The following is a 24,269-nucleotide window of genomic DNA, read 5'->3' as shown; positions in this document are numbered from 1 at the left end:
GAGTACGAGACGTTAACTGAAATCCTTTTGAAATGAGTGCAAACTTGGAGGAAATATTAAACTTAAGAATCTGAGCCATATAAGTATTATTAAACGTAGCTATATAAATATATAAATATTTGCTGGCTCTATGCGGGTTCAACGTGGATTCTATAAACCGACTTAATATAGAATCTTCTTATATAGTGGCACAAGAGTAAAGTATTACAAATTACAATGTATCAGATAATTTATAATTATGGATAGGGGTAAGGCGTATGAAAAAAATAGTTTTTATTATCCTTTCAGCTTTTATTATATTTTTAGGTGGGTGTTCAAATAATACTCTGTCACTTAAAACCGAGAATGAGCAACTTAAGAGTAAAGTATTTCAACTGGAAAAAGAATTGAATGATAAAAATAATAAAATAACTGAGTTTCAAAATAATGAAATAAATACCTTGAACATAAACTACATTGAAAATAAGAGTAGTAAAAGTTTTGTTGAAAAGAAATGTAACTTACTGGCTCTACCAGTTAATAATTCAGTTAAGCTAAATGATGTTTCGTATAATACAGTAGTAACGGTATTAGATACTGCTAATGTAAATAATGTTACTTGGTTATATGTAGCCATACCTATTTATGATTCTCCAACTAATTACAAAGGGTGGATAAAAGAATCCGATACTGTTCTTTATACTAAAGATAAAATAGCTAAGGTTCAAAGTGAAGTAATGGTTAAAAAAGGTACAAACATATACGAGACAGAAACATTTGAGGATATTAAGTCTGTTAAGCCTTACATGGCTGATGGCTCAGAACATGGAAGAATTCAAGAAAAGAAAGATGGATATATGAAAGTTCAATGTGCAGGTGGCAGAACTATATGGGTAAATGAGACTTCAGTTGTTTATCCAGAAGTCGATTGAATGTAGCTTAATAAACAATCCTTTTTTATAGTGAACAATAGTAAAAAATGACAATTATTATCTTTCGATGTGTAGAAAATATAAAAAAGTATTATAAAAGTGGTAAATAAATATGATGTTTGGAGAAATAAATATAAATATGAATATTTTTACTTGGTTTCTGGTATGTCTTTCCGTTACCTTTTATATACTAAGTTTTATTGTAAATCGTAATTACAAGGAGTTAACTTCTAGACCCTACTCCATTAGATGGCATTTCAATTTCTGGGCTGTAATGTCTCTTTGTTTGCTAATTAGTTCTTTTCTTAAACACAGTTTTTACAGCAATATTAACAAATGGTTTTCGGTCTCTGCTTTTATTTTCTCTTGTTTGTTTCTATGGCAATCTTGGAAAAAAAGATAGATAGTTTGGGATTTATGATTCGGAATTATTTCGTAAGTTTCTTTTATTCTTCATGAAAAGAGCTTTTGGATGGTTGTAATTTCGAGTACTGCGCTGGCGGACTTCAGTTAACAATACTTTCCCGTTCGCTACGCACATCCTCCAGCCTAACCAAGGCGAAGTAGCTCAAATACTAAGATAAGAGCTATCTAAGAATTTGAGCTATTTCTGTAAGGCTGGAGGACGTCGGGAATCCGAGACGTTAGTTGAAATTTAAGGTCTATGGAAGTTTTACTTACGCATGTACTAATTTCATTAGTAGTACAAAGCATAGATTACCTGGAAGAGAACATAGCACTAGTATAAAATTCAGATTAGTTTTTTTAAGAGTTGTATTTTAATAGTAGGGGGTACAAAATGGATAATAGCGTAATAAATAAACTAAAACAAAAAAATAAAGAATTAATAGATATAGTAATACAGAAGATTCGGAAAGAATATCAAAATGATATTGATTTGATTGGTGTTTGTGGTTCCTTTTTTACTGGTGATTTTCATGAAAAATCAGATTTGGACTTACTAGTGGTTTTGAATAATGAAAGAGGATGGGGATTTTCAACCTGTTTTATATTAGATGGTGTCGGATATGATCTCTATGGTTCACCATGGACAAAACTAGAGAAAATGGCGTCTTTTGATCATACCTTCGTATCGCATGTTATAGATGTTGATATTGTTTATTGCAGGGAACCTGAATGTAGGGAAAGATTTATGCAACTAAGAAAGAAGGCACTGAATATTATAAACAGTTCGATGACTCCGGAAATACTTGAAAAATCAAGGAAACATTTAGAGGATGCTACCCTTGCATACGGAAAAATGATGTTGGAGGAAGAAATAGGTGTAGTGAGAAAATTATCTGGAGATATTATCTATCATTTGACCAATACTGTATGCTTCCTAAATCATAGTTATTTTAAACTTGGAGTTAAGCATCAGTTGGAAGAAATGCTTGCTATGAAACATGTTCCTAAGCGTTTTGAGGAGTATTTTAATGATGTTATGTATGCAGCATCAGTGATTGCTATTAAAGAAACTGCAGCAAAATTAATTAAAGCCGTTAAGAAAATTTATGATGAGATAGAGGGAGAAACATTGGAAAAAGCAGTCCCAACAAAGGATAATCTCAAAGGAACATATGAAGAAATCTGGTCAAACTGGAAGAATAAAATGCAATATGCAGCAGTGCATAAAGATTTACTCCTAGCCTTTTCTTCTGGTGTTAGCTGTCAGGGATTTTATGACGAAATGCATAAAGAACGTGGAACTGCTCCTATCAATCTAATGAAACATTTTCAAGCGAAAAACCTGGACTCCTTTGTGGATGCATTTGAGGAAGCAATGCAGCTATATAAAGAAGAGTATGATAGATTACATATGCAAGTACTTACTTATGATTCTATCGATGCATTTAGAAAAGATTATCTTGGACTTGATAACGTATAGCGCTTACTACGTATTTTTTTATTTTGCAAACTAAAAATGGGAAATTGGTGGGGAAAGAACTTACGCTATAGATAAAAGAAGACCTTAAACATCAACTAACAAAATTTTGCCGTCCGCCTTGGTAGGTGGATTTTTTAATATAGATATGTGTAAATTTATGGTTTATAATCTATATATAGGTTAAAAATGGGTGGCTTGCCAAGGCACATTCCTTCACCGGCGCAAGCGCAGCCAAGGGGTATTCCTTTGGGGTCCGTTTCAGGAACGTCGGCAACACGAGACGTTATAGGAAACTTTAAACCATAGAAAGTATATATACGCATTTAGTAGTTTTAATGGTCTATAAGTGAATCATAATCTTAAACATTATCAAGCCCAAAATTATCATTAGTAATTTCTTAATAAAAGGAGATATCTATGTTATTTCATAAGAATAAAATAAATGTTGATATTATTAAAGATATAGATGCTTCAGCTTACCATTGGTGTTCTTCAGCAAAATTAGTTTTAGTCAATGGGACTGGAGCATTAGAAACTGAAACTATGATGTTGAATGATGCTTATTATGGGAGTAGATATTTATCACATATCAAATTGAAAGGCATTCCATTAGCACAAAAAGATTCACCATCATGTCCTACATGCGCTAGTATGCTTGCTACTGGATATGGGATTGATACTGTCGATTGTCCTGAAATTAGAAAAATAGGTGACAAGTTGAATATGTCATATGAGAGTTTGGAACATTCAATAATGGATATGAGACCTTTATTAGGACTGTTACAAAGTGGATTATATGTAATTGCAGACATAGAAGCATATCCAACAGATGGCAATGGACATTTCTTTTGGGAGGTGAATGATTCATTTACCGAGAATCCTGCAACTGCTGAAATATTAACTAAGGATTTTGATTGTATTGATGGAATTCCAGTATATCTATATCCAACTCAAAATACAAACTGCTTTGATGAAAAGAGAGTTGAATATTATATTAAGATGTATGAAGATTATGAAAGTGCCCCAAGAGCCATTGTTTATAATTATTCGGAATTTATTAGCTTAATACTTGATGGACATCATAAGTCTTGTGCTGCTGCTATGCTTGGAAAACAGGTTAAATGTCTTGCAATACTCCCATATGCGGGAATTATGTATAAAAGAGAAGGAAAAATTAATGTGCCTGAGTCAGTTTTTTATTCTGGAATTGAAATTAACTATGATAGTATTCCGGAAGAATTTCAAAAGAAATACACAAATACAGATAATATAATACAATATACAAATGTAAATAAACTAAAAACAAATCTTATTAATAAAACATGGGAAGAGTGTTATCATGATTCTATCAAGTACTATCCAAAAATAGGTGAACTTGCAGAAATTATTGCTTCTGGATTGGATATATCAGGTATTTCTGACGAAGAGATAGCATTTTTATTCTCAGATATAGATGAAAAAAAGCTTAAGGCATTACAAAACTTACTTATGATTTTATCAAGTAATAGAGATAAGAGAACTAAAAATATTGCATTGAAATGTGCTAAGATTTGTTCTTATAATCTGAAACTTACAGCTTTTAATGTACTTAATAAAATAAAAGATGATATAGAAATTGAACAATTATTTATAGATCATTTAATTGAAAATAATGACAAACATAGTTTATTAAGAAAGATAGCTTCAAGTTATTGGGACTAGATAATTATTGGCTTAAGTATATAAGTATAGTTAGTTACCTCTCAATATTTTTAAATTTATATACATGGAAAAGGAATCCTATGAGAGTAATATTACGCATATAGGAGGCAAAAGGCTTAAAGCAACCTATAACAAAATGTTGCCGTTCGCCTTGGCCTTAAAAATATATCAAGTTGGAAAAGAAAAATAAATAGACCACTATCTAAATTAATTAGAAATTGATGCAAACGCCAAGGTACATTCCTTCACCGGTGCAAGCACGCTAATGGGTATACCTCTGGGGTCCGGTTCAGGAACGTCGGCAACACGAGACGTTATACGTAACTTTAAATAAAAAGAGATTATTAGAAAGTTTTTAAATATTTTTTAAAATTTAATTATAAGATTTATGTGACAAAAAAATTATTGAGGTTGTGAGAATGTGAACTTTGCTTGGGTAGGCTTTGAGAGAGAAATAAATTCAGATATTATAATAAATATATTAAAGGAAAAGTTTAATTTATCACATTGCTATGGATATGAAACTTCACAATTGGAGAGTTGGCAAAATAAATTAAACTTAAGTAACGCCAGTAAAAATCCATCTGTAGTTTTTTATGAAGTAACAAGAAATGAAAGTGAGTTCCCCATTGTTTGGGAGTTTGTTTCGTTTCCAGATTTACATGATTGGATAAGGGTTGATCTAGTTATGGCGTATTATTTATCACAGAGTCTTAATTGTAAAACAATAACCGATGGGACTGGCTTTGGACTTGATAATAGTGAATATTGGGATATTGTTTTTGATAATGAGAAAGTATTTTTAGTTGATGACCTAAATACAAAGTTTTATGGTGATGGGCATAATCGATTAAAGGTTGTTAAAGAAATGGATTTACAAAAACTAATAAAAAAACATTGTTAGCAAACAAAAGTGGTAACTCTTAAATTGTATATATTTAGGAAGTTTCTTTAATTGGCTCAGCTCAAAGTGCGGTGCCTAAAGCTACGTATAACAATACATTCAAGTTTGCTTTGGCTTGGAGCTTGTTTGGACAAATATGTTGGTTAGCTGAAATTTACAATTTGAGCATAGATAATGTTTGAAGCACAGCCAAAGCACATTCCTTCACCGGTGCAAGCACGCCAAGGAGTATTCCTCTGGGGTCCGGTTCAGGAACGTCTTGAGTGCGGAACGTTATCTGTAATTTTAGGTCTAATGAAGTTTTGATTACGCATTTGGTTTTTTTGGAAAATCTTAAAAGATAATTTGCAACTGTAGATAATGACTAAATAAATTAGGGGAGGATTGTAATGAATATTTCCATTAACGAATTATTAAACGTTAAAGAATTAGATGCAAGAGCCATATTTGAAGGGGATAACCTCCAATTTAAAGTCCGATGGAGCATTGGTGAAAGTAAAATATGGTTCAGATATTATTGAAACTGGTTTAAGGAAATTTGGTGCAATTGTTGGCGATTTATCAGAAGTAGGATGTAATTCGGTTTTAAACCCAGGGACAATAATAGGAAAAGATAGTATTGTTTATCCATTAAGTTCTGTAAGAGGTTATATTCCACAGAAGAGTATTTTGAAAAATAATGGAGAAATTGTAGAGCGAAGATAAAGTGAAGGAACCAGAATATCGAATTATTTTAGAAGGAATTTTACTGTATCTTAATTCGGATTTTTCTTATATTGTAAAATAAAGAAAAGCGATTTTTGGGGGAAAGTAATACGACCATAGATAATAAAAGACCTAAAACTACAGATAACAAAATGTTGTTTATAGCATAATAGAAGTGCAGAGTTTAGCTGCTTAAAAGTGCACAGATTAACAGCTATAAATAAAGACACTTGCCAACAAACTAAAAACCCTATATCGTTGAGTTGTCGAGAAACAACGAGGGGGATGAAAGGAATGTTGAAAGTGTCTCAACAAGAGTATATCAAATATTTAAGAACACGGCATAAATAAATGATAAGTAACTAATGTTTATTAAATCTCCTAATGTTCCCTCAGACTTATAAGATTTTGACACATACATAAAATGTACTTTTTTACTACTTCTTTTCAACAGTATAACCTTTATCTCTCAGCATTTTAATGACACTATCATCGCCTACAAAATGAAATGTTCCCGCCATTACAAAGTAAGTATTATTTGTTTTAAGGTATTCTTCTATTTTATTAGCCATACCTATATTCCTTTCTAAAACCCATTTCTTATAAATGTTAGAATTTTTGTCTCCAATAGCAGAGTTTTTGTCTCCAAATGCCAGCTCTTTAAGTTTTTCTTCATCGCCAGCTTTATAAGCTTTAAATATATCATCATTCAACTTTTTAGTTTCCTCAATTGTGCCCACGTTTAGTAAAAATTCATTCTCCTGCTCTTTATCAGAAAAACTATTTAGAATATCAAATTGAAATTTTACGCTCTCCATCTCTTCTATTTTTTTACCATTGTCTTTAGCCTTAAAGAGATAATGATTATCTATACCGTAAGCTGGATCAAAACCTGTACTCATAGACTGCATCAATTGAATTGTTAAGCCTATAGCATAAATCTTTTCATTTAATAGTGTTTCAGGGTTTAAGTTTAATTCTTTGCACAACTTGTTCATCTTTTCCTTACCAGCTGGTGACAAATGATCCATTGCAGTTTCACTATTTGAGTATTCCATCAAAGTTTTAGCCGATGACATTTCAGCAGTATCAGTGCTATCAATTTCCCCAACCACTATATTTGAGCTGTCAAAGGCATCCTCTACTACCTGTGCCATTGGGAAAAATTTTTTTTCTCCTACGTGGTCTGTTCCCAATATATACACCGTAGAATTCCCCTTTTTCACTTCCCAGAACATCCCTTTTACATCACCATATTTTTTTTCTTGCTTACAACCTCCAGCAGAAACACTTAAGAACATTGAAAGGATTATCAGAAATATTCCTGTTTTTTTTGTTATTTTCCTCATATTTGTTCCACTCCCCTTTATACTATTCTCCATCCTGATAAAAAAATGACGCAATGTTCCTTCATATTTCTTAGTACCAACATGTATTAGCATAAATTCAATCATCTCCTTCGCGGAAAAATACTATTATGTCTCAACTACTTCTAATTATATCATTTAATGGTAAATAATCCCCATAAATCTTATAGATTGCAGAGGTTCTTCATACTATTTTTTCACCGCATAATTTAATTTTCAAAGAACATTATTCGTATTATCAATTTCTATAGTTACTTCGCCTTTTTCTTATATTAAGAAACACATAATATAATTTTCTGGTAAATCTACGCATATAGATAATAAAAGCTCTAAAACTTCACATAACAAAATGTTGCCGTCCGACTTGGTAGGTGGATTTTTTAATATAGATATGTGTAAATTTATGGTTTATAATCTATATATAGGTTTAAGATAGGTGGCTAACCAAGGCACATTCCTTCACCGGCGCAAGCGCAGATAAGGGGTATTCCTCTTGGGTCCGGTTCAGGAACATCGGCAACACGAAACGTTATAGGAAATGGCAATTACGGGGCTGTTCTCTGAAACCTTTTGAGAGAATAGTTACAGGAAACAGTAAAATAATACAAGTTAATTCAATATAAGGGGGTAATTGTATGAATGAAAGTGGGATAAATAAATTGTATTGGGGATTTATATTTATAATGCTCAGTTTCAGAATTCAAGGCTTTGATATTTTACCAGATATAGTTGGCTATTTATTCTTTGCTTCCGGGTTTGTTGAGCTTGCTTCAAGTAGTAGCTATTTTAGTATAGCTGCAAAATATAATATTCCCATGATAATATTATCAATATTTTCAATTTACCAAACTCCTGCCCAAGGTGGAGGTATTAATTTAGGCCCATTGGGGATATTTAGTATCCCTATTGGAATTGCATCTTTTGTGCTAAATTTATTAATTGTATTTAATTTATTTATGGGAATTAAGGATATGGCGGAGAAACGAGAAGAATTTGATTTAATGAAAGAGTCTAATGAAAGATGGAATCAATACAAGATGTTTCAGATTGCAGTATTGTTTTCATATATCTTAATTTTCATACCTCCATTAGCCGTAGTTTATATTATCGTACTTTTTATAATAGCAATTATACTTACATTAGTCATACTAGGCTTTTTAAAAAGATGTAGTGAAAATTTAAAAAATGAGAATTAAGGTTGCCGCAACCTATAACAATATGTTCAAGTTCGCTTTCCATGAAAAGACTGCAAAGCACACCTGTGAAGCCAAGTGCAGTCGCTCTAGGCTTCTCGGTGTCTTGAACAAGAGACGGTATAGGAAATGGCAATATCGGGGTCGTTCTTTGGAGCTTCTGTTTGTTTTTACTTGACTATTATAAGTATTATTTTGCTAATATTAATATATTTAATATATATTGACCCTGACCTAAGGTAGGATATTACAATAGCTCTAAAAGGGGCGGTATCTTGAAGATAAGTGAGTTTTCAAAAAGAGCAGGTATATCAATAAAAACATTACTTCATTATGATAAGATTGGTTTACTTAAACCTTCATCTAAGAGCGACTCTGGTTACAGAGTTTATTGTGAAGAGGATTTTTTAAAACTTCAGCAGATTACTACTTTAAAATTCATTGTATATAAAGGTTAATGACAGGTAGCTAGCCAAGGTACATTCCTTCACCGGCGCAAGCGCAGCCAAGGGGTATTCCTCTGGGGCCCGGTTTAGGAACGTCGGCAACACGAGACGTTATGTGAAATTTTAGAGCTAAGGGAGTTTATGTTTACGTATTTAGGAATTATTTATGTAAACAATATATCGAAATTTCAAGTTATTATGAAGCAAGGAGGGAAAAACAAATGGGTACTAAAGAAAATGATTTAAAAGTATCAGAGATGTTAAAGTTATCGTATGACTTATGGGAAAAACATAGTGATTCATGGTCGCCTATGAAGCCAGAATATGCAAAATCATTTATTCTTTACATGATTGAAGAAATTGGAGAGTCTATTTCAATCATAAAGAAAAAAGGTGAGACAGAAATTATGGACAATCCAGATGTTAGAGAGCATTTTGTTGAGGAATTAGGGGATGTCTTAATGTATTTTATGGATGTACTAAATAGATTTAACATTTCATCTGAAGAGTTTTCTAAAATTTATCTAAAGAAATTTCTGAAAAACATGAATAGAGATTATGAAGAGCAATATAAAAACTTTAAGTAAGGTATAGTTTATATTGCAACGGAGTAATAAAGTAAGTTGAACTTATTAAAAGGGGATGGGAATTTATTGACCAAGGTATCTTTGTTGTTACTTATTATGATTATACCGATCGTGGTAGTAATTTGTTTAATTTATCTTCTAATTAAAGCATTAAGAATATATATAAATAAAAATTTATAATTTTCTTTTATTCCCAAATACAAAATATAATTTTTATGGTGCAAGACTACGCTATATAAATAGTAAAAGCTCTAAAACATCACATAACAAAATTTTGCCGTCCGCCTTGACAGGTGGATTTTTTTATATAGAACAGTGTAAGAATATGGTTTATAATCTATATATAGAATGAAAATGGATGACTAGCCAAGGCACATTCCTTCACCGGCGCAAGCGTAGCTAAGGGGTATTCCTCTGGGGTACGGTTCAGGAACGTCGGCATCACGAGACGTTATCTGAAAAGCTATGTTTATTAAAATATATCAACGTAATATAGGAAACTTCTTATGTCAGATTGGTAAGTTATTGTGACGCACTCATATTGCAAAGATTAGATACACTTTTGCATGAGCTATTATAATATATATGAACAACAGAATGACTTCACTCATATAATAATCAGATAGGATTTTTAAAAGGAGTGAAAACATATGAGACAATTCGGACCACCGAATTCTCCACCGCCAACAAATATCCCTAAAAAACCAAGAGTTTCATATATCATTGACTGCGTAAACTCATATACGTATGTATGGCCCAAAAGGGGGAAACCTTTTTGGTTTTATCCAACAAGAATAGAATATGGAGAAGTTTCGGGTTATATATGGACTGGACAAAATTGGACGTTCTATGGATTTGATCCAGAGTTTATTGATCAAGTTGCATGCTATCCGGTTCCTACCCTTTACTAAAGTTCTTTTTAAATAAGTAATTTTTGAAAAAGCCCCTGATGTAGTTAATTGCATTGAGGGGCTTTTGAATACTTCATGGGTAGTAATAGAAGCGCATTTATGAGAAAATGATAAAGTGATAACGGCTATTTTAGGTCGTTATTTTCTTTTATGATGATTTTAAGTAATTGTTTATTTGGAAATCTTTTTGCATGAAGAAAGTCATAACATAGCTCATCAGATAACAAAATTTTGCCGTCCGCCTTGGAAGGTGGATTTTTTTATATAGATATGTGTAAATTTATGGTTTATAATCTATATAAAGGTTAAAGACAGGTGGCTTACCAAGGCGCAGTCCTTTACCGGCGCAAGCGCAGCCAAGGGGTATTCCTATGGGGTCCGGTTCAGGAACGTCGGCAACACGAAACGTTATACGTAATTTTTGTAACAAAGTGATATAAAAAAAGTTTTAGGAATTTTTTTAATATTAACTGGAGAGTAAATGATGAGAGAGTTTTTTCTAAAAACAAAGAGATTAGGATTTTCAGTATGGAGTGAAAAGGATATTCTTGATGCTCTAGAACTTTGGGGTAACTCAGAAGTAACAAAGTATATTTCATCTGAAGGTAGAATGTCAAAAGAACAAATACAGCAAAGACTTAAAAAGGAAATAGAAACATTTAATAATCACAATATTCAATATTGGCCTATTTACTGCATAGATATCAATAAGAATATAGGGTGCTGTGGTTTACGACCATATGATTCTGAAAACAATATTCTTGAATTAGGAATACATTTGAAAGATAAGTATTGGGGAAAAGGATTTGCTAGAAGCATGTTTGGCGGTTATTGAGCATGCATTTGTAACTCTTAAAGTAAATGCGATTTTTGCAGGACACAATCCTAAAAATTTAGCATCTGCTAATTTGCTTAAGAAACTTGGATTTATTTATACACATGATGAATATTATGAATCTACAGGACTATATCACCCTTCATATTTGATGGAAAAGGAAGACTATAAGACTGAACATGCAAAATTAGTATAATATTAATTTTTTTATCAAAAAGTATCCTGTAATATTTAAGTAAGTGTAGATGGAAATAGAAGACATAGGCCAAAGTTTAGAGGTGAAAACTACGTATAACAATATATTCAAGTTCGCTTTGCATGAGAAGACTGCAAAGCACACCTGTGAGCCTAAGATAAGAAGTATCTAAGGCTCTCGCCATCTTGAACACGAAACGTTATATGTAATTTTCGAATAACATAGTGCTATTTCATAGATTTTTATAGTTATATTATTATAAATTATAAATATAGTGTAATAAAAATTTTTTTAGTGATATAGGGGGATATCAATCATGATTACTAGATATAAAAGGTGGGTTATTATTCTTTCACTTACAATGGCATCAACTTTTAGTGTTGCTGGTTGCAGTAGTAATAGTAAAGAAAGTGAGACTGCTCCAGCTAATGCCAACTCAAATAATGCTCAAACCTCAGAAGCTAATAATTTGAAAATCGACTTGCCAAGTTATATAGAAAAGTACAATAATTTTTCAACAAACAACGATAGTACTGGTGCAATAAAATACTTTGATTCATTAGTAAAATCAAATCCCAAGGACTATGGAGCTTATTGTTTTCGTGGCGCAGCCTATTTAAACATTGGTAATTATACAAATGCTATTTGCGACTTTAGAAAATCTATAGAACTTAAGCCAGACTATCCTGATGCATACTCCTTTCTTAGCCAATGTAATCTAGATCAAGGCAACGCTGATGAAGCGATAAAGAATAGTAGTAAAGCTATTGCACTCGATTCGAAATTTGACATTGCATATTTGAATAGAGGATGGGCATATCAAAAACAAGGTAAAATTCTAGATTCAATTAATGATTTTACTAAAACAATTGAATTAACTCCCGAAAACAGTATGGCCTATTATTTAAGAGCAATATCCTATGGAGCCTTGAAAAAGAATTCTGAGTCATTATCTGATTTTAATAAATCCATAGAACTTTCTCCTAACTTTGCAGCTTCATACTATTGGAGAGGATATATCTATGAAAGAATTGGTCAGAAGAGCAAGGCTATACAAGATTATGAGAGTGCTCTTAATATTGAGCCTACTTATACAGATGCAAAAAACGCATTAACAAGATTAAAGAAGAAATAATTAATCAGAATATTTTAGATTAATCTAAAAGTAAAAAAATAATAGGGATAGATAGTTAAGTGTGGGAACAGGTTAGAGTAAATTTGTTATATAAAATATGAAGTTCATTAAGAAATTTCTTATCTTTAAGCGTAATATTTAAACTTTGTTTAACTAATTAAAAAAAGGATTTGCTCAAAGCGCAGTTGTTAAAACTACATATAAAAAAAAATTTCCGTTCAGTTTGGCTTGAAAAGACAGCCAAGCTACACCTGCGAAGCTAAGAAAAGAGTTTCTAAGCTTCTCGGCGTCGGAAATTCGAAACGTTAGTCGAAAGACAATGTAACTATCCCAAGCTCACTAGTTTTTAAGAGATTCGTGCTAAATCAATAGATGGAGGCATTATGGCATATAATTCAAAAAAATTAGAAAGGAATTTGGAGCGTTCATTAACCAATATCGATGGAAGAGAAAAAATACTCTAGATTCCAATGATCGCGGATACAATAGAAAAGTAGAAGACAAAATCAAGAGAATGAGCCCAATGGAACTCTATAATATTATTAATCATATAGACGGGAGAGATGAAACCATGGACTGGCCCTTTGAAGATCCTGAAAACGTAGCTGTTTTTACTTCAACACATATCATAAAGAACAGAAAAGATATACTGTACGTTTCACATGATGAAGATGATGGAGGATGGCAATTTCACTCTGGTGATGAAACGAAAGTAGAAGATGCAATGCTTGTTAGTTTAAAATACATTTATACAATTGACCCTTCTATTGGCTTGCTGGCAAACTTACCTCTTGGTTACATTGCGGAAAGAGAAAGCAAACATGATGAATGGATAGTAAGGAAAAACAAATAAGGGTTTACTTAATGATTTCATTTTTTGAAATCCAATATGAAAAGTAAACGAGGTCCATAGACTAACAAAACATTCCAGTCCGCTTTGGCTTGAGAAGAGCGCCAAAGCCACCTCCTCAGACTAAGATAGGAGTTATCTAAGGCTCAAGAACGTCGGGAGTTAGGTACGTTATAGGAAATGGCAATATCGGGGCTGTTCTTTGAAGTTTCAGTATTTTGTCATACTTCACCAAAATTGATTAGTATTACATCAAGGGAAAATATTAAAAATATTAATTATTAAAATGCGATAAATAGTAATTGTGCGCCCAGCAAAGGGTAATTAACCTAACAGGTGGAAATCCTGTCTGAATAAGGTCTAGCCAACCAGCAGTAGCGAGTCTTGAGTTGTCATCAGTAATGGTGGTAGCTAAGCGTAGACAGCGAGAAAGTAGGGTTGAAATGCTATTGAGCCTCGAAATTTTGTTCATCCAGATGGTTGACGTATTAATTACTGCGGAAAACAACATCACATAGGTCATAATGGCAAGAACTATGTGGCACTGCCGGGTCAAAGGGCCAATCATGCTTTACACTATGGTTAATTATCAACTGGGGAGAGCCTGTTGTTTCTTAGCAATAAGTATGACAAACAACAATAAAACGGAGAATGTCAAATGAATGACAGGCAGTCGGATAGTCTCATAGTACCGGCGAGACTGGGTAATGCCAGTGGAGGGAAGGGGACTACATAATAACAATCTTTCTGAGGACACATCATCTGTACTCAGGGGCAGGAGAAATGATGGAAACAAAATTAGGAAGAATAGCAGAAATATCAGTAAAGACGAGAAAACCAGAATTCACCTCACTCTATCATCATATTAATGAAGATATGTTAAGAAAGTGCCACATAGAGCTAGACGGAAAGAAGGCAGTTGGCATCGATAGAGTTACAAAAGCAGAATACGAAGTAAATCTAGAAGAAAATATATCTAATTTAGTAGAACGATTAAAGAACAAGGCATACAAACCTTTACCATCATTGAGAGTATTCATACCGAAAGGTAATGGCAAAGTGAGACCATTAGGAATTGCATCATATGAAGATAAGATGGTACAACTAGCAGTAAAGAAGATACTGGAAGCAATCTATGAACCAAGATTTTTGAGTAATATGCATGGTTTCAGACCGAGACGAGGCTGTCATTCTGCTATTAAAGAAGTTTACAGTAGAATGTATAATGGAAAGATAAACTACATTGTTGATGCGGATATCAAAGGTTTCTTTGATAACATGAGTCATGAATGGATAATGAAATTCTTGGGAGTATACATAAAAGACCCAAATTTCCTATGGCTGATTAAGAAATACTTGAAAGCTGGAGTAGTAACTGACGGAGTATTTGATGAAAGTACAGGTGGCTCTGCCCAAGGAAATATTATAAGCCCAATAATAGCTAATATTTATATGCATAACGCTCTGATGTTGTGGTATAAGGTTGTTATGGCAAAAGATATAAAGGGAGATAACTTTTTGACGGTCTATGCAGATGATTTTATAGCAGGGTTCCAGTATAAATGGGAAGCTGAGAAATATTACGATGAACTCAAGAAAAGAATGGGGAAGTTCAATCTAGAGCTAGAGATTAGCAAAAGCAGATTACTGGAGTTCGGTAAATTTGCAGAAAGTAACCGGAAAGCACGGGGAGAAGGTAAACCAGAAACATTTGATTTCTTAGGTTTTACGTTTTACTGCGGGAAAAGTCGCAGAGGGTATCCATGTGTCATGCTACAAACAAGCAGTAAGAAATTTAGACAAAAGCTGAAAGACACCAAAAAGTGGCTTTACGATAATAGGACAGTGCCAGTTAAGGAAATGATAAAGGCATTAAATCTCAAACTGGTTGGACATTATAGGTACTATGGTGTATCTTTCAATGGCAAGAGGATAACAAACTTTCTGCATAGGGTACAGCAATTTTTATGTAAGACACTTAATCGGCGAAGCGATATGAAAAGCTACAACTGGGATGGATATACAGAAATGCTGAAATATTATTCTTTAGCGAAACCAAAGATATATTGTAAATTGTTTTAACTGTGAATGTTATTATGAGGAGCCGTATGCGGGAAAGCCGCACGTACGGATTCTGTGAGGGGCTTGCATTGTAAGGTGTAAGTCTACTCGACTGTGGAGGAGGTATTATGGCTGAAATATTATTATCATATGCTATTTTGTTATATGTGAGATTGGTATCGGATGCAGAATATAAAAAAAATCTTGATGCGCATTTTTTAGAACAACCTGATAATGCTTTGCTTTTAGAATTGGAGTGGAGAACTAAAGATATAGAAGGTTCAATTAAAATTATTTTTGACTACTTTTTAGAGAATAATGTTGATTATGATACCTTTGGTAGGTTTTTGATGAGTAAGTTAGAAGAAATTTATTATCAAGATGATATGGATATACGATTTTTTGGCTCAAAAATGTACTTAATATGGAGAGTGTTGCCATCTGAAATTGAAAATAAAGAACCATTTTGGACTTTGTGTTATGCGGATGATCCTTTGTCGTGGGGAGATGAAGAGCAAACAAGAGAACTTTATCAAAGGATGTTTCAGTATTATAAGGAATGACAAATTCCAATTCTATCGGGTAGTTTTGAATTGCGGATTATTTATAATTTATGAATGCAAACATATAGCATTTATTGAGTGTCAAACGCTTTTGACACGCGAAAAGACGGTAATATCAAACACCTTTGATGGCGAAAATTCATTTGAGGTTATACACTGAAAGTGCAGGAGGGCACTATTATGGAGATTGGAAAACAAATAAAAAAATATAGGGCTGAAATGGAGCTTTCACAGGATGAATTAGCTGAAAGAATATTTGTATCTCGTCAAACAATTTCAAATTGGGAAAATAATAAAAACTACCCAGATGTGAAAAGCTTAGTATTATTAAGTTCTCTTTTTTGTGTTTCTCTTGACATATTAATTAAAGGAGATCTTGAGAAAATGAAAGCAAAAATCAAAACCGAAGACAAAGCAAGCTTTAAGCGTGATAGCACCACCTTTAGTGTCCTAATGTTAAGCATGATTGTATTACCAGTTCCACTTGTGAAGTTTCTGGGGTATACTGGCGCTATTGTTTGGGTTCTTATTGCTATTATCACAATATATTATGCAATACGGGTCGAAAAGCACAAAAAGAGTTTTGATATCCAGACTTACAAAGAAATCATAGCTTTTTCAGAAGGAAGAAATCTCAATGAAATTGAAAAGAATCGTGAGTATGGGAAGCGACCATATCAGAAATTGTTGTTAGCAATAGGTGCAGGTTTATTGACGATTGCAGTTGCGGTAATCATGTACAGTGTATTTTTTTAATTCCAATTCAAATAGCTAATTTTACTTGCCATTTTCATATTTTACATTATGTAAATAGTTATATGAATGGGCTCTGACATGTAAAATATTATGAAGTATTTTCAAATAACATAAACAAAATTTTAGGAGGTTTTATTGTGAGCAATAATTTGATAGTAACAGCAGATCTGATAAATGACAAGGTGAAATTTTCAGGGGTATCACGTGATAATGATGAGATAACGATAGATTATACGTCGCCTATAGGTGATGATAATGGACATACTCCACTTGAGCTGTTTCTATTAAGCTTGGCATCCTGCAGTGGAATGACTATAGTTATATTGCTTAGAAAGATGCATAAGGATGTATTGGGACTAAAAGTAATTGCTTCAGGCGATAGACGAGATATTAATCCCACATATTTTAAAAGTATACTACTAAGCTTTGAACTTGAATCAAAGGATGTGCAGCCTGATGATATGGAAAAGGCTATAAAACTGTCGAAAGAATCTATGTGCCCAGTTTGGAACATGGTAAAAAATAATGTTGATATAAAATGTGAGTATAAGATAATATGCCAATAAAGAATAGAGATTGTACATTTCATAAAGAGTAATATGTTTTTTCTTATATTGTAAACTACATTATAAGAAATTCTTTGGGAAAAATCCTACGGATTTAGATAGTAAAAGACCTAGAACATCAACTAACAAAGTTTTGCCGTCCGCCTTGGTAGGTGGATTTTTTAATATAGATATGTGTAAATTTATGGTTTATAATCTATATATAGGTTATATAGGTGAGGTTCCAAGGCACATTCCTTCACAAGCGTAAGTGCAGCCAAGAGGTATTCCTCTGGGCCCGGTTCAGGAATGTCGGCAACACGAGACGTTATATGTAATTTTTTATAAGCAGAATGCCAATTCAAAGTTTTTTTATATTATTTTTTATAACGTAATTGTAAATGATATTAAAACTTTCATCTTTAAGACTCGTATAGAAATATAAAGTGAATATTAGAAGGATGGTAATTTATATGAATAAGCTCATTAAGATTTTAGTTGTTAACTTAATACTCGCTATAGTCTTTATGGCCGGATGCTCTAGAGGAATTTTAGCAAAACTTCCTAATACCATAAAGACACTTGAATTTGATAATATAAAATCAGCAAGAATTGAATTAGCAAGAACTGGATCAAGTCCAATTAAGAAATATTCCTTTGATTTTAATAGCCCTAGCCAAATTAAAATTCTTAAAGATGTTATAAGTCAGTTAAACTCTGCTAAATTTCAAGGAAATGCAGATGAAAAGGTTGTTAACAAGGGTGGCTCGCCTACATTTCTTGTTTTAGAACTTAAAGATGGTTCGATTATTCAAATAAAGTCTGCTGTGGAAGGGAAAGTTACTAAACTGTCAGATGGTTCAACTGAAATATCCCAGTTTGATATTCCAAATGAAGTTACAATTAGTATAAATTCAAACATAGAATCTTTTAGAGTATTATCCCCAGAAATAAAGGAACTAATTGATAGTGGTTATAAGGATATTTTCAAGTAATTTGTTAACTCGATAAATATAAAAATTTAGCTCACAATATTCTTTTGAAAAGTAAAACTAATTTAAATTTAATTAAAACAGAATTTATATAAAGTGCAGTACCAAAGCAACATATAACAAAAAATTTCCGTTCAGCTTGGCTTGAAAAGATAGCTAAGCTACACCTGCTAAGCTTTCTAAGCTTCTCGGCATTGGAAATTCGAAACGTTAGTGGAAATCCATAGGCAGGTAAAAGAGATATTAAGGAGGAAAAATTATTTATGAGGAAAATAGCTATAGTTATCATTTTATCTTTTCTTTTTCTTGCCGGTTGTAGTAAAGTTGGAGAAGTTACAAAAATATCTAAACAAGGCAGCTACGTTGCAGCGCTTATGTGGAACAGTGACTTTTATAGTCCTGGAAATTCGGTTGTTATCGAAGAATTATCTATAGATTCAGAGTTAGGGAGAATTTCAAAACAAGTTCAACCTATGCCTAAAAGAGATGGAGAAATCAATGATATCAGTAATTTTGCTGTGGGTGATAAGATTTTCAGTATAAAAAATATCGAAACAACGGAAGCAATTGCTATTATGAGTAGCGGTAAATATTTTAGAATAGACAGAATAAGAAGTTCATTAGGAATAGTATGGGATAATAAAATATATGATTTTGTTGGTAATTTCGATGAAGAAAATGAAAAAGCAAATCTAACTAAAGAGATTGGACAAATTAAGAGGGTGGGAATAGACTACAATAATGCTAAAAATGGTGATATAACAACCCTTGGATATATGGGGGATTTGTCAATCTTTAAAGTCGGAGGAAAGATAAGTCTTCTACAAGGCAATAATTCTAACAAAGTTATTGCAGTAGAAGATAAAGATGGAAAGTTTCATAAAGCAATGTATGTTAAGAAGATAGACAAGTAAATGTTGATTTGAGAATTTTTTAATGGTTTTTCAAAATGGAGTCACGAAAGGGTTAGGCTCCATTAGTAGAATATTGTGAAGTTAAATTTATATTTGATTAAGGGGGGATTAGATGATAACTATAATTAGTATTATTGGATGTTGTATATTATCTTTCTTATATATCATTCTTTATAGGGTACTTATGAGATTAAAAGTAAGTACATTTATTAAAAGGTATTATAATTATATATGGGCAGTTTCAATTTTGATTATAGCATTAATTTATCCTAATAGTTTATTGAGAAACGAATCGTTTGAGTTTTTATATAATGGAAAAATTGTAATGGAAATTTTAAAAATAGCTGTATTTGCTTGTATTATAGGTTGTTTTTCAGGATATAAAACAATAAATAGAAAGCATGATTTTAATTTTTGTATTATATTCCCTATATTTGAGGAAATACTCTTTCGCGGAGTTATATTTTTAATTCTTATTAATATTGCGGGACTAAGTAATAAATATGCAGTAGTATTGTCAGCATTGTTCTTTGGCATTATGCATTTCCAGTACTTTGGACTTAAGAAGGATGTTATTAGATATGTATTATTTGCATTTATAGGAGGCTGTTTTTTTGCAAATATAGTTCTAATGACAAAATCAATACTGCCCTCTATATTTTTACACATGGCGTTTAACACATCAGCAATTGTATTTTCAAAATACAGTAGCAAAAAAGTAATATCAAACAAATAGTATAGACACGGTGTAACGAAATGTATTCTTAAATGACATAGAATAATCAATTATGGGGTAGTACTATCGCTTTAAGAAAATATTTAACATGGCTCATTAGAACAAAATTTTCAAGTTCGCCTTGCATGAGAAGGCTGCAAAGCACACCTGTGAGGCCAAGTGCAGTAACTCTAAGCTTCTCGGCGTCTTGAACATGATACGATATAGGAAATGGCAATATCGGGGCTGGTCTTTAAAGTCTCAGTATTTTGTTAATTTAATCAAGGGTAAAATATGAATCATTTATAAAAGCAATAAAACGTAATTTGCCCAGGGGACTATTTATATAATGGGAGGGTTAAAAAAATGTCCATAATTAAAGGTTTAGAAACCACATTTAACTCTGTCTACGCTGAATACGACAAGTGGCGTCCTTCTTATGTTAAAGTGCTATATGATGATATTTTTAATGTAAAAGCAATAAATCCGTCAAGTAATGTACTTGAGGTTGGAATAGGAACTGGACAAGCAACACTGCCTATACTTGAAACAGGTTGTAGTTTAACTGCAATTGAATTAGGTTACAATCTAGCAGAATTCTCAAAATATAAATTTAAAAATTATGAGAAATTTAATGTTGAAAATTTGGCATTTCAAGATTTTGAGTGCTCCACTAATTCATTTGACCTTATCTTCTCAGCATCTGCCTTTCACTGGATTCCTGAAGATATAGGATATACAAAAGTATTTGATATGCTAAAAAGTGGTGGTGTTTTTGCGCGATTTGCTAATCACCCATATAAAGACAAGAAACGCAATAACATACATATTGCATTTGAAAAAATATATGCAAAGTATATGCCTGGTTCATTAGGTGGAGATGAATATAGTAAGGAAAATGCCAAAAATTTAGCTGGAATAGCTAACAAATATGGATTTATAGATATAAGTTATAAACTTTATCATAGAACAAGAACATTTACAGCTGATGAGTATACGTTTTTATTAGGTACCTATTCAGACCACATTATTATTGAAGAAACGACAAGAATTAAGTTCTTTGATGAAATTAGAGAAGCTATTAATGCTAACGGCGGTATTATTACTATATACGATACAATAGATTTACAACTTGCAAGAAAACCATAACTTCCTGTTATGAGCATAACATGCAGTTTCCTAAATTATTTTTAAAGGAGATAAATTTCAATTATTATATTTTATCAAAGTTATTTGAGGTGGAATAAATGGACTATATAGGTTCTAAAGATATAAAATCTTTTGAAGAATGGTCGGAATTAAAAGAAGGCGGGCGAGTTTTGACTACTGCATATATTTCAATAGGTACTATTTTTGTCTTTGCGATATTCAATACAATAGTAAACCTAGTTATACTATTTTTTAGCAATATTAGGCTGACTATATATCAATATTTTTTAGTGTTTTTAATAATACCTCTGCTATTGGGTACAATTTATGCGTACGCAAGTGTGCAAATAATATGGAAATTCAATGCTTTGATTCATAATTTGAGAGAAGTGGAAATAGAAAAATATAAAAGGGTTTACTTCATAAATAATATTATAGGAATTTCTATAATGCTATTATCTGTAGGTATCATTTTTGATAGTGTACATTTATTAAAAACGGACTTATATGAATTAATTAAGATGGGGGTTGGAGTCATAGTAAGTGGAGCAATTATTGGTTATATTCATAGTAAACGGAATTGGAATATGCTTAGTGAGCGTATAGTAGAAGAGCTTGAAAATTTTGCATGAATAATTCATGTTAATAGTACAATGGAGATGAATAGATGAAACTACAAGAAAGAATAAAAAAGCTTCAGAGTGTTATGAATCTTGACTTTGATGAAAGAGCTCAATATTTTGAAAAGTATAAGGAAATTCTTAAATCAGAGATAATTGCAAATCCATAAAATATAGAAGCCTATTGTCTTATGGCTATGATAGCTTGTGAGTTGCGGGAGGATACTGAAAAGTCTGTTGAAATATTAGAACAATGCTACGTTCATAACCAATCAAATTTTTCAGATGAAGGTTTTTCTCTATGGGCTACTGACATGGCTTATTTTCTACTAGAAGAATGCGGAGAGAGTAGTGAAAAAAGAGCAATCCGGTTGCTTTCTCAAGCTATTAGTTGTAATTCAAATTACGCAAGCACTTATTATGCCTATGGTAAAGTATGCTTTGCGAAAAAAGATTTTGAGGAAGCTTCAAAACAACCTCCTGAGGCAAAGATAGGATCTATCTAAGCCTCAGGAGGTGCAGGAATGCGAGACGTTATGTGAGATTTTAGAGCTAAGGTATTTTTGAGTACGTATTAAGGATATATTGTAATGGTGATCTATGGTACATCAAAACATTAATTAATGGGGGTGTGATTTATTTATTCAATAAATCAAAGAATAACTCCGCTTACTATATCATTAATTCTAACAGGAACTTTGAATAGGAGAATTCTTGATAATGGTATAAATTTAAATAAACAGAAAAAAACAATTATATCCTTAAGTTTTTTCATTACCTTTGGCATAGTAATGATGTATATTCTATATATTCATCAAGTTCAATTAAATGAAATTATTAATGGAGTGTAGTACACAATTCTTTTGTTTTAAGTAAATCTTATTCTTAAATTTTTGGAGCAAGCCTACGCATATAGATATTAATAGTTCTAAAACATCACAAAATGTTCAAGTTAGCTTTGCATGAGAAGGCTGCAAAGCACACCTGCGAAGCCAAGTGCAGTCTCTCTAAGCTTCTCGGTGTCTAGATCATAAAACGTTAGTGGAAATCCTATTGTAAAAAGTTCTGTATTTGAGGGAGGGGTAGTTATGGAGAAGATAGGAGCAGAGTTAAAACAATTATTATTAGGACAAGGTGCGGCATTAGTTGGATTTGGAGACATTAGTGAATTGGTCAAAGATAAAGACAGTGACATGAAGTATGGTGTATCAGTAGTTGTAAGCATGACACCCAGTATAGTTAAGAATATAGAGAATGGACCTACTGAGGAATATTATTTAGAATATAAAAGATTGAATTCTCTTCTAGATCATTTAGTTATAAAAGGGGCGACATTTTTGCAAAATAAAGGATTTAAGGCATTAGCACAAACAACATCAAGTGTAAAAGAATTTGGCAATAATAGAACGCTTTTACCACATAAGAGTTTCGCAACTCGTGCAGGGATTGGTTGGATTGGAAAATGTGCTTTACTAGTAACAGAAGAATATGGTTCTGCAATAAGAATTTCTTCCATACTTACTAATGCGCCACTTAAAATATCTGACCCAATTAACTGTGCAAAATGCAATTCTTGTATGGTGTGTGTAAATGCTTGCCCTGCAGATGCTGCTTCGGGTGATCAATGGAACGTGACAAAAGATAGAGATGAATTTTTTAATCCTGTATTATGTAGGACGCAAGCAAGATTGCGAGCTGCAAAAATAGGAATTGAGTCAACCATATGTGGAAAATGTATACAAGTATGTCCATATACACAAAGATATATTAATAAATAGTCATGCTTGCTAATAGGTAAAGTAAATCTTAAATTTGTTGGATAGGTTGGGATAGTATTAATTTCAACTGTAGTTCTGCCGGACTTCTACTAGCAAAAAATTGCCGTTCGTCTTATCCTGAAAAGAGAGACAAGACACACCTGTGACACTAAGCTAGGAGATAGCTAAGTATCTCGTCGTCGGCAATTAGGAACGTTAAAGGTTTTTAGATTTAATTTTATAGAGATACACTTACAATTTAACACGAATTGAAATTACCTCCTACATTTGTAAATTTAGCGTATAATTTATTATATTTAATAAGGGGGCGAGATAATGAAAAAACTTTTTATATGGGTATCAGTTAGCGTAACTATTGTTCTGCTTGTTGGAGGTGTAGCTTATTATATTCAACATGGTTCCGATAGCAAGAAGAAAGAATTAACAAGTTCAGAAAAGCAAACTGTTCAGAAAACCTTATCTAATGAAGGTGGTGTTAGTATAATAATGTAGACACAGAAATCCGAACATAATAAAATATAGAAAAGGAAGGACGTGTCTACAATGC

Annotated in this window: 25 protein-coding genes and 2 pseudogenes; 25 read left to right on the top strand and 2 right to left on the bottom strand. The window is 32.3% G+C overall.

The window, feature by feature from the left end; translation table 11 throughout:
• Positions 1 to 257 precede the first annotated feature (257 nt).
• Both ACJDUG_RS15185 and ACJDUG_RS15180 read left to right on the top strand, forming a co-directional pair.
• The gene (locus ACJDUG_RS15185; RefSeq protein WP_406770720.1) at positions 258 to 911 is read left to right on the top strand and encodes a hypothetical protein; all 654 of its coding nucleotides are present in this window, start codon (positions 258 to 260) and stop codon (positions 909 to 911) included.
• Between the two features lie 799 nt (positions 912 to 1,710).
• Entirely contained in the window at positions 1,711 to 2,799 is a 1,089-nt protein-coding gene (locus ACJDUG_RS15180; RefSeq protein ID WP_406770719.1) for a nucleotidyltransferase family protein, read from the top strand.
• Positions 2,800 to 2,954: 155 nt separating this feature from the next.
• Here the strand turns inward: ACJDUG_RS15180 and ACJDUG_RS15175 are convergent, their stop codons facing one another.
• Positions 2,955 to 3,122, bottom strand: a complete 168-nt coding sequence (locus ACJDUG_RS15175; protein WP_406770718.1) for a hypothetical protein — start codon at positions 3,120 to 3,122, stop codon at positions 2,955 to 2,957.
• 94 nt (positions 3,123 to 3,216) lie between these two features.
• Between ACJDUG_RS15175 and ACJDUG_RS15170 the strand changes: the two genes are divergently transcribed.
• The 3 genes from ACJDUG_RS15170 (at position 3,217) to ACJDUG_RS15160 (ending at position 6,109) form a co-directional block, all read left to right on the top strand.
• Complete coding sequence (locus tag ACJDUG_RS15170) at positions 3,217 to 4,500, top strand: hypothetical protein (RefSeq protein WP_406770717.1); 1,284 nt, start codon at positions 3,217 to 3,219, stop codon at positions 4,498 to 4,500.
• 421 nt (positions 4,501 to 4,921) lie between these two features.
• Positions 4,922 to 5,404 (top strand): hypothetical protein, encoded by a 483-nt coding sequence (locus ACJDUG_RS15165; protein WP_406770716.1) that lies wholly within the window; start codon positions 4,922 to 4,924, stop codon positions 5,402 to 5,404.
• A 432-nt stretch (positions 5,405 to 5,836) separates the two neighbouring features.
• Complete coding sequence (locus ACJDUG_RS15160) at positions 5,837 to 6,109, top strand: LbetaH domain-containing protein (protein WP_479723037.1); 273 nt, start codon at positions 5,837 to 5,839, stop codon at positions 6,107 to 6,109.
• Between the two features lie 437 nt (positions 6,110 to 6,546).
• On the opposite strand, the gene ACJDUG_RS15155 is transcribed toward ACJDUG_RS15160, so the two are convergent.
• Positions 6,547 to 7,458, bottom strand: a complete 912-nt coding sequence (locus tag ACJDUG_RS15155) for a TraB/GumN family protein (protein WP_406770715.1) — start codon at positions 7,456 to 7,458, stop codon at positions 6,547 to 6,549.
• Positions 7,459 to 8,111: 653 nt separating this feature from the next.
• Here ACJDUG_RS15155 and ACJDUG_RS15150 point away from each other — a divergent pair.
• The 20 genes and pseudogenes from ACJDUG_RS15150 to ACJDUG_RS15055 all read left to right on the top strand — a co-directional run bounded on the left by ACJDUG_RS15150 (position 8,112) and on the right by ACJDUG_RS15055 (position 24,214).
• On the top strand, positions 8,112 to 8,672 hold the full coding sequence (locus tag ACJDUG_RS15150) for a hypothetical protein (RefSeq protein WP_406770714.1): 561 nt from the start codon (positions 8,112 to 8,114) through the stop codon (positions 8,670 to 8,672).
• A gap of 272 nt (positions 8,673 to 8,944) precedes the next feature.
• Positions 8,945 to 9,112: pseudogene (locus ACJDUG_RS15145) on the top strand (MerR family transcriptional regulator); the annotation flags it as partial.
• 224 nt (positions 9,113 to 9,336) lie between these two features.
• The gene (locus ACJDUG_RS15140; protein ID WP_406770713.1) at positions 9,337 to 9,702 is read left to right on the top strand and encodes a MazG nucleotide pyrophosphohydrolase domain-containing protein; all 366 of its coding nucleotides are present in this window, start codon (positions 9,337 to 9,339) and stop codon (positions 9,700 to 9,702) included.
• A gap of 650 nt (positions 9,703 to 10,352) precedes the next feature.
• Complete coding sequence (locus ACJDUG_RS15135) at positions 10,353 to 10,613, top strand: transporter (protein WP_406770712.1); 261 nt, start codon at positions 10,353 to 10,355, stop codon at positions 10,611 to 10,613.
• Between the two features lie 484 nt (positions 10,614 to 11,097).
• Positions 11,098 to 11,644: pseudogene (locus ACJDUG_RS15130) on the top strand (GNAT family N-acetyltransferase).
• A gap of 316 nt (positions 11,645 to 11,960) precedes the next feature.
• Positions 11,961 to 12,779, top strand: a complete 819-nt coding sequence (locus ACJDUG_RS15125) for a tetratricopeptide repeat protein (protein WP_406770711.1) — start codon at positions 11,961 to 11,963, stop codon at positions 12,777 to 12,779.
• Positions 12,780 to 13,350: 571 nt separating this feature from the next.
• Positions 13,351 to 13,632: an immunity protein Imm33 domain-containing protein gene (locus ACJDUG_RS15120; protein ID WP_406770710.1), complete on the top strand. Its 282-nt coding sequence runs from the start codon at positions 13,351 to 13,353 to the stop codon at positions 13,630 to 13,632.
• A 783-nt stretch (positions 13,633 to 14,415) separates the two neighbouring features.
• Positions 14,416 to 15,711: a group II intron reverse transcriptase/maturase gene (ltrA, locus tag ACJDUG_RS15115; RefSeq protein ID WP_406770760.1), complete on the top strand. Its 1,296-nt coding sequence runs from the start codon at positions 14,416 to 14,418 to the stop codon at positions 15,709 to 15,711.
• A 107-nt stretch (positions 15,712 to 15,818) separates the two neighbouring features.
• The gene (locus ACJDUG_RS15110; protein WP_406770709.1) at positions 15,819 to 16,253 is read left to right on the top strand and encodes a hypothetical protein; all 435 of its coding nucleotides are present in this window, start codon (positions 15,819 to 15,821) and stop codon (positions 16,251 to 16,253) included.
• Positions 16,254 to 16,433: 180 nt separating this feature from the next.
• Entirely contained in the window at positions 16,434 to 17,009 is a 576-nt protein-coding gene (locus tag ACJDUG_RS15105; RefSeq protein WP_406770708.1) for a helix-turn-helix domain-containing protein, read from the top strand.
• A gap of 137 nt (positions 17,010 to 17,146) precedes the next feature.
• Positions 17,147 to 17,575: an OsmC family protein gene (locus ACJDUG_RS15100; protein ID WP_406770707.1), complete on the top strand. Its 429-nt coding sequence runs from the start codon at positions 17,147 to 17,149 to the stop codon at positions 17,573 to 17,575.
• Positions 17,576 to 18,027: 452 nt separating this feature from the next.
• The gene (locus ACJDUG_RS15095) at positions 18,028 to 18,549 is read left to right on the top strand and encodes a hypothetical protein (protein WP_406770706.1); all 522 of its coding nucleotides are present in this window, start codon (positions 18,028 to 18,030) and stop codon (positions 18,547 to 18,549) included.
• A 260-nt stretch (positions 18,550 to 18,809) separates the two neighbouring features.
• Positions 18,810 to 19,460: a hypothetical protein gene (locus tag ACJDUG_RS15090; RefSeq protein WP_406770705.1), complete on the top strand. Its 651-nt coding sequence runs from the start codon at positions 18,810 to 18,812 to the stop codon at positions 19,458 to 19,460.
• Positions 19,461 to 19,572: 112 nt separating this feature from the next.
• Positions 19,573 to 20,196, top strand: coding sequence for a CPBP family intramembrane glutamic endopeptidase (locus ACJDUG_RS15085; protein WP_406770704.1), 624 nt, complete (start codon positions 19,573 to 19,575; stop codon positions 20,194 to 20,196).
• 345 nt (positions 20,197 to 20,541) lie between these two features.
• Positions 20,542 to 21,324, top strand: coding sequence for a class I SAM-dependent methyltransferase (locus tag ACJDUG_RS15080; RefSeq protein ID WP_406770703.1), 783 nt, complete (start codon positions 20,542 to 20,544; stop codon positions 21,322 to 21,324).
• A gap of 98 nt (positions 21,325 to 21,422) precedes the next feature.
• On the top strand, positions 21,423 to 21,956 hold the full coding sequence (locus ACJDUG_RS15075) for a hypothetical protein (RefSeq protein WP_406770702.1): 534 nt from the start codon (positions 21,423 to 21,425) through the stop codon (positions 21,954 to 21,956).
• 35 nt (positions 21,957 to 21,991) lie between these two features.
• Positions 21,992 to 22,114: a hypothetical protein gene (locus ACJDUG_RS15070; protein WP_406770701.1), complete on the top strand. Its 123-nt coding sequence runs from the start codon at positions 21,992 to 21,994 to the stop codon at positions 22,112 to 22,114.
• 21 nt (positions 22,115 to 22,135) lie between these two features.
• Positions 22,136 to 22,450, top strand: a complete 315-nt coding sequence (locus ACJDUG_RS15065; protein ID WP_406770700.1) for a tetratricopeptide repeat protein — start codon at positions 22,136 to 22,138, stop codon at positions 22,448 to 22,450.
• A 582-nt stretch (positions 22,451 to 23,032) separates the two neighbouring features.
• Complete coding sequence (locus ACJDUG_RS15060) at positions 23,033 to 23,722, top strand: 4Fe-4S dicluster domain-containing protein (RefSeq protein WP_406770699.1); 690 nt, start codon at positions 23,033 to 23,035, stop codon at positions 23,720 to 23,722.
• A gap of 315 nt (positions 23,723 to 24,037) precedes the next feature.
• A complete protein-coding gene (locus tag ACJDUG_RS15055) occupies positions 24,038 to 24,214 on the top strand; it encodes a flagellar basal body-associated FliL family protein (protein WP_406770698.1) in 177 nt (58 codons plus the stop codon).
• Positions 24,215 to 24,269 lie beyond the last annotated feature (55 nt).

The organism is Candidatus Clostridium stratigraminis (assembly GCF_045310675.1).
GTDB lineage: Bacteria > Bacillota > Clostridia > Clostridiales > Clostridiaceae > Clostridium_AT > Clostridium_AT stratigraminis.
The sequence above is the reverse complement of the archived record's forward strand: the minus strand, read 5'-3'. Positions and strand labels throughout refer to the sequence as shown.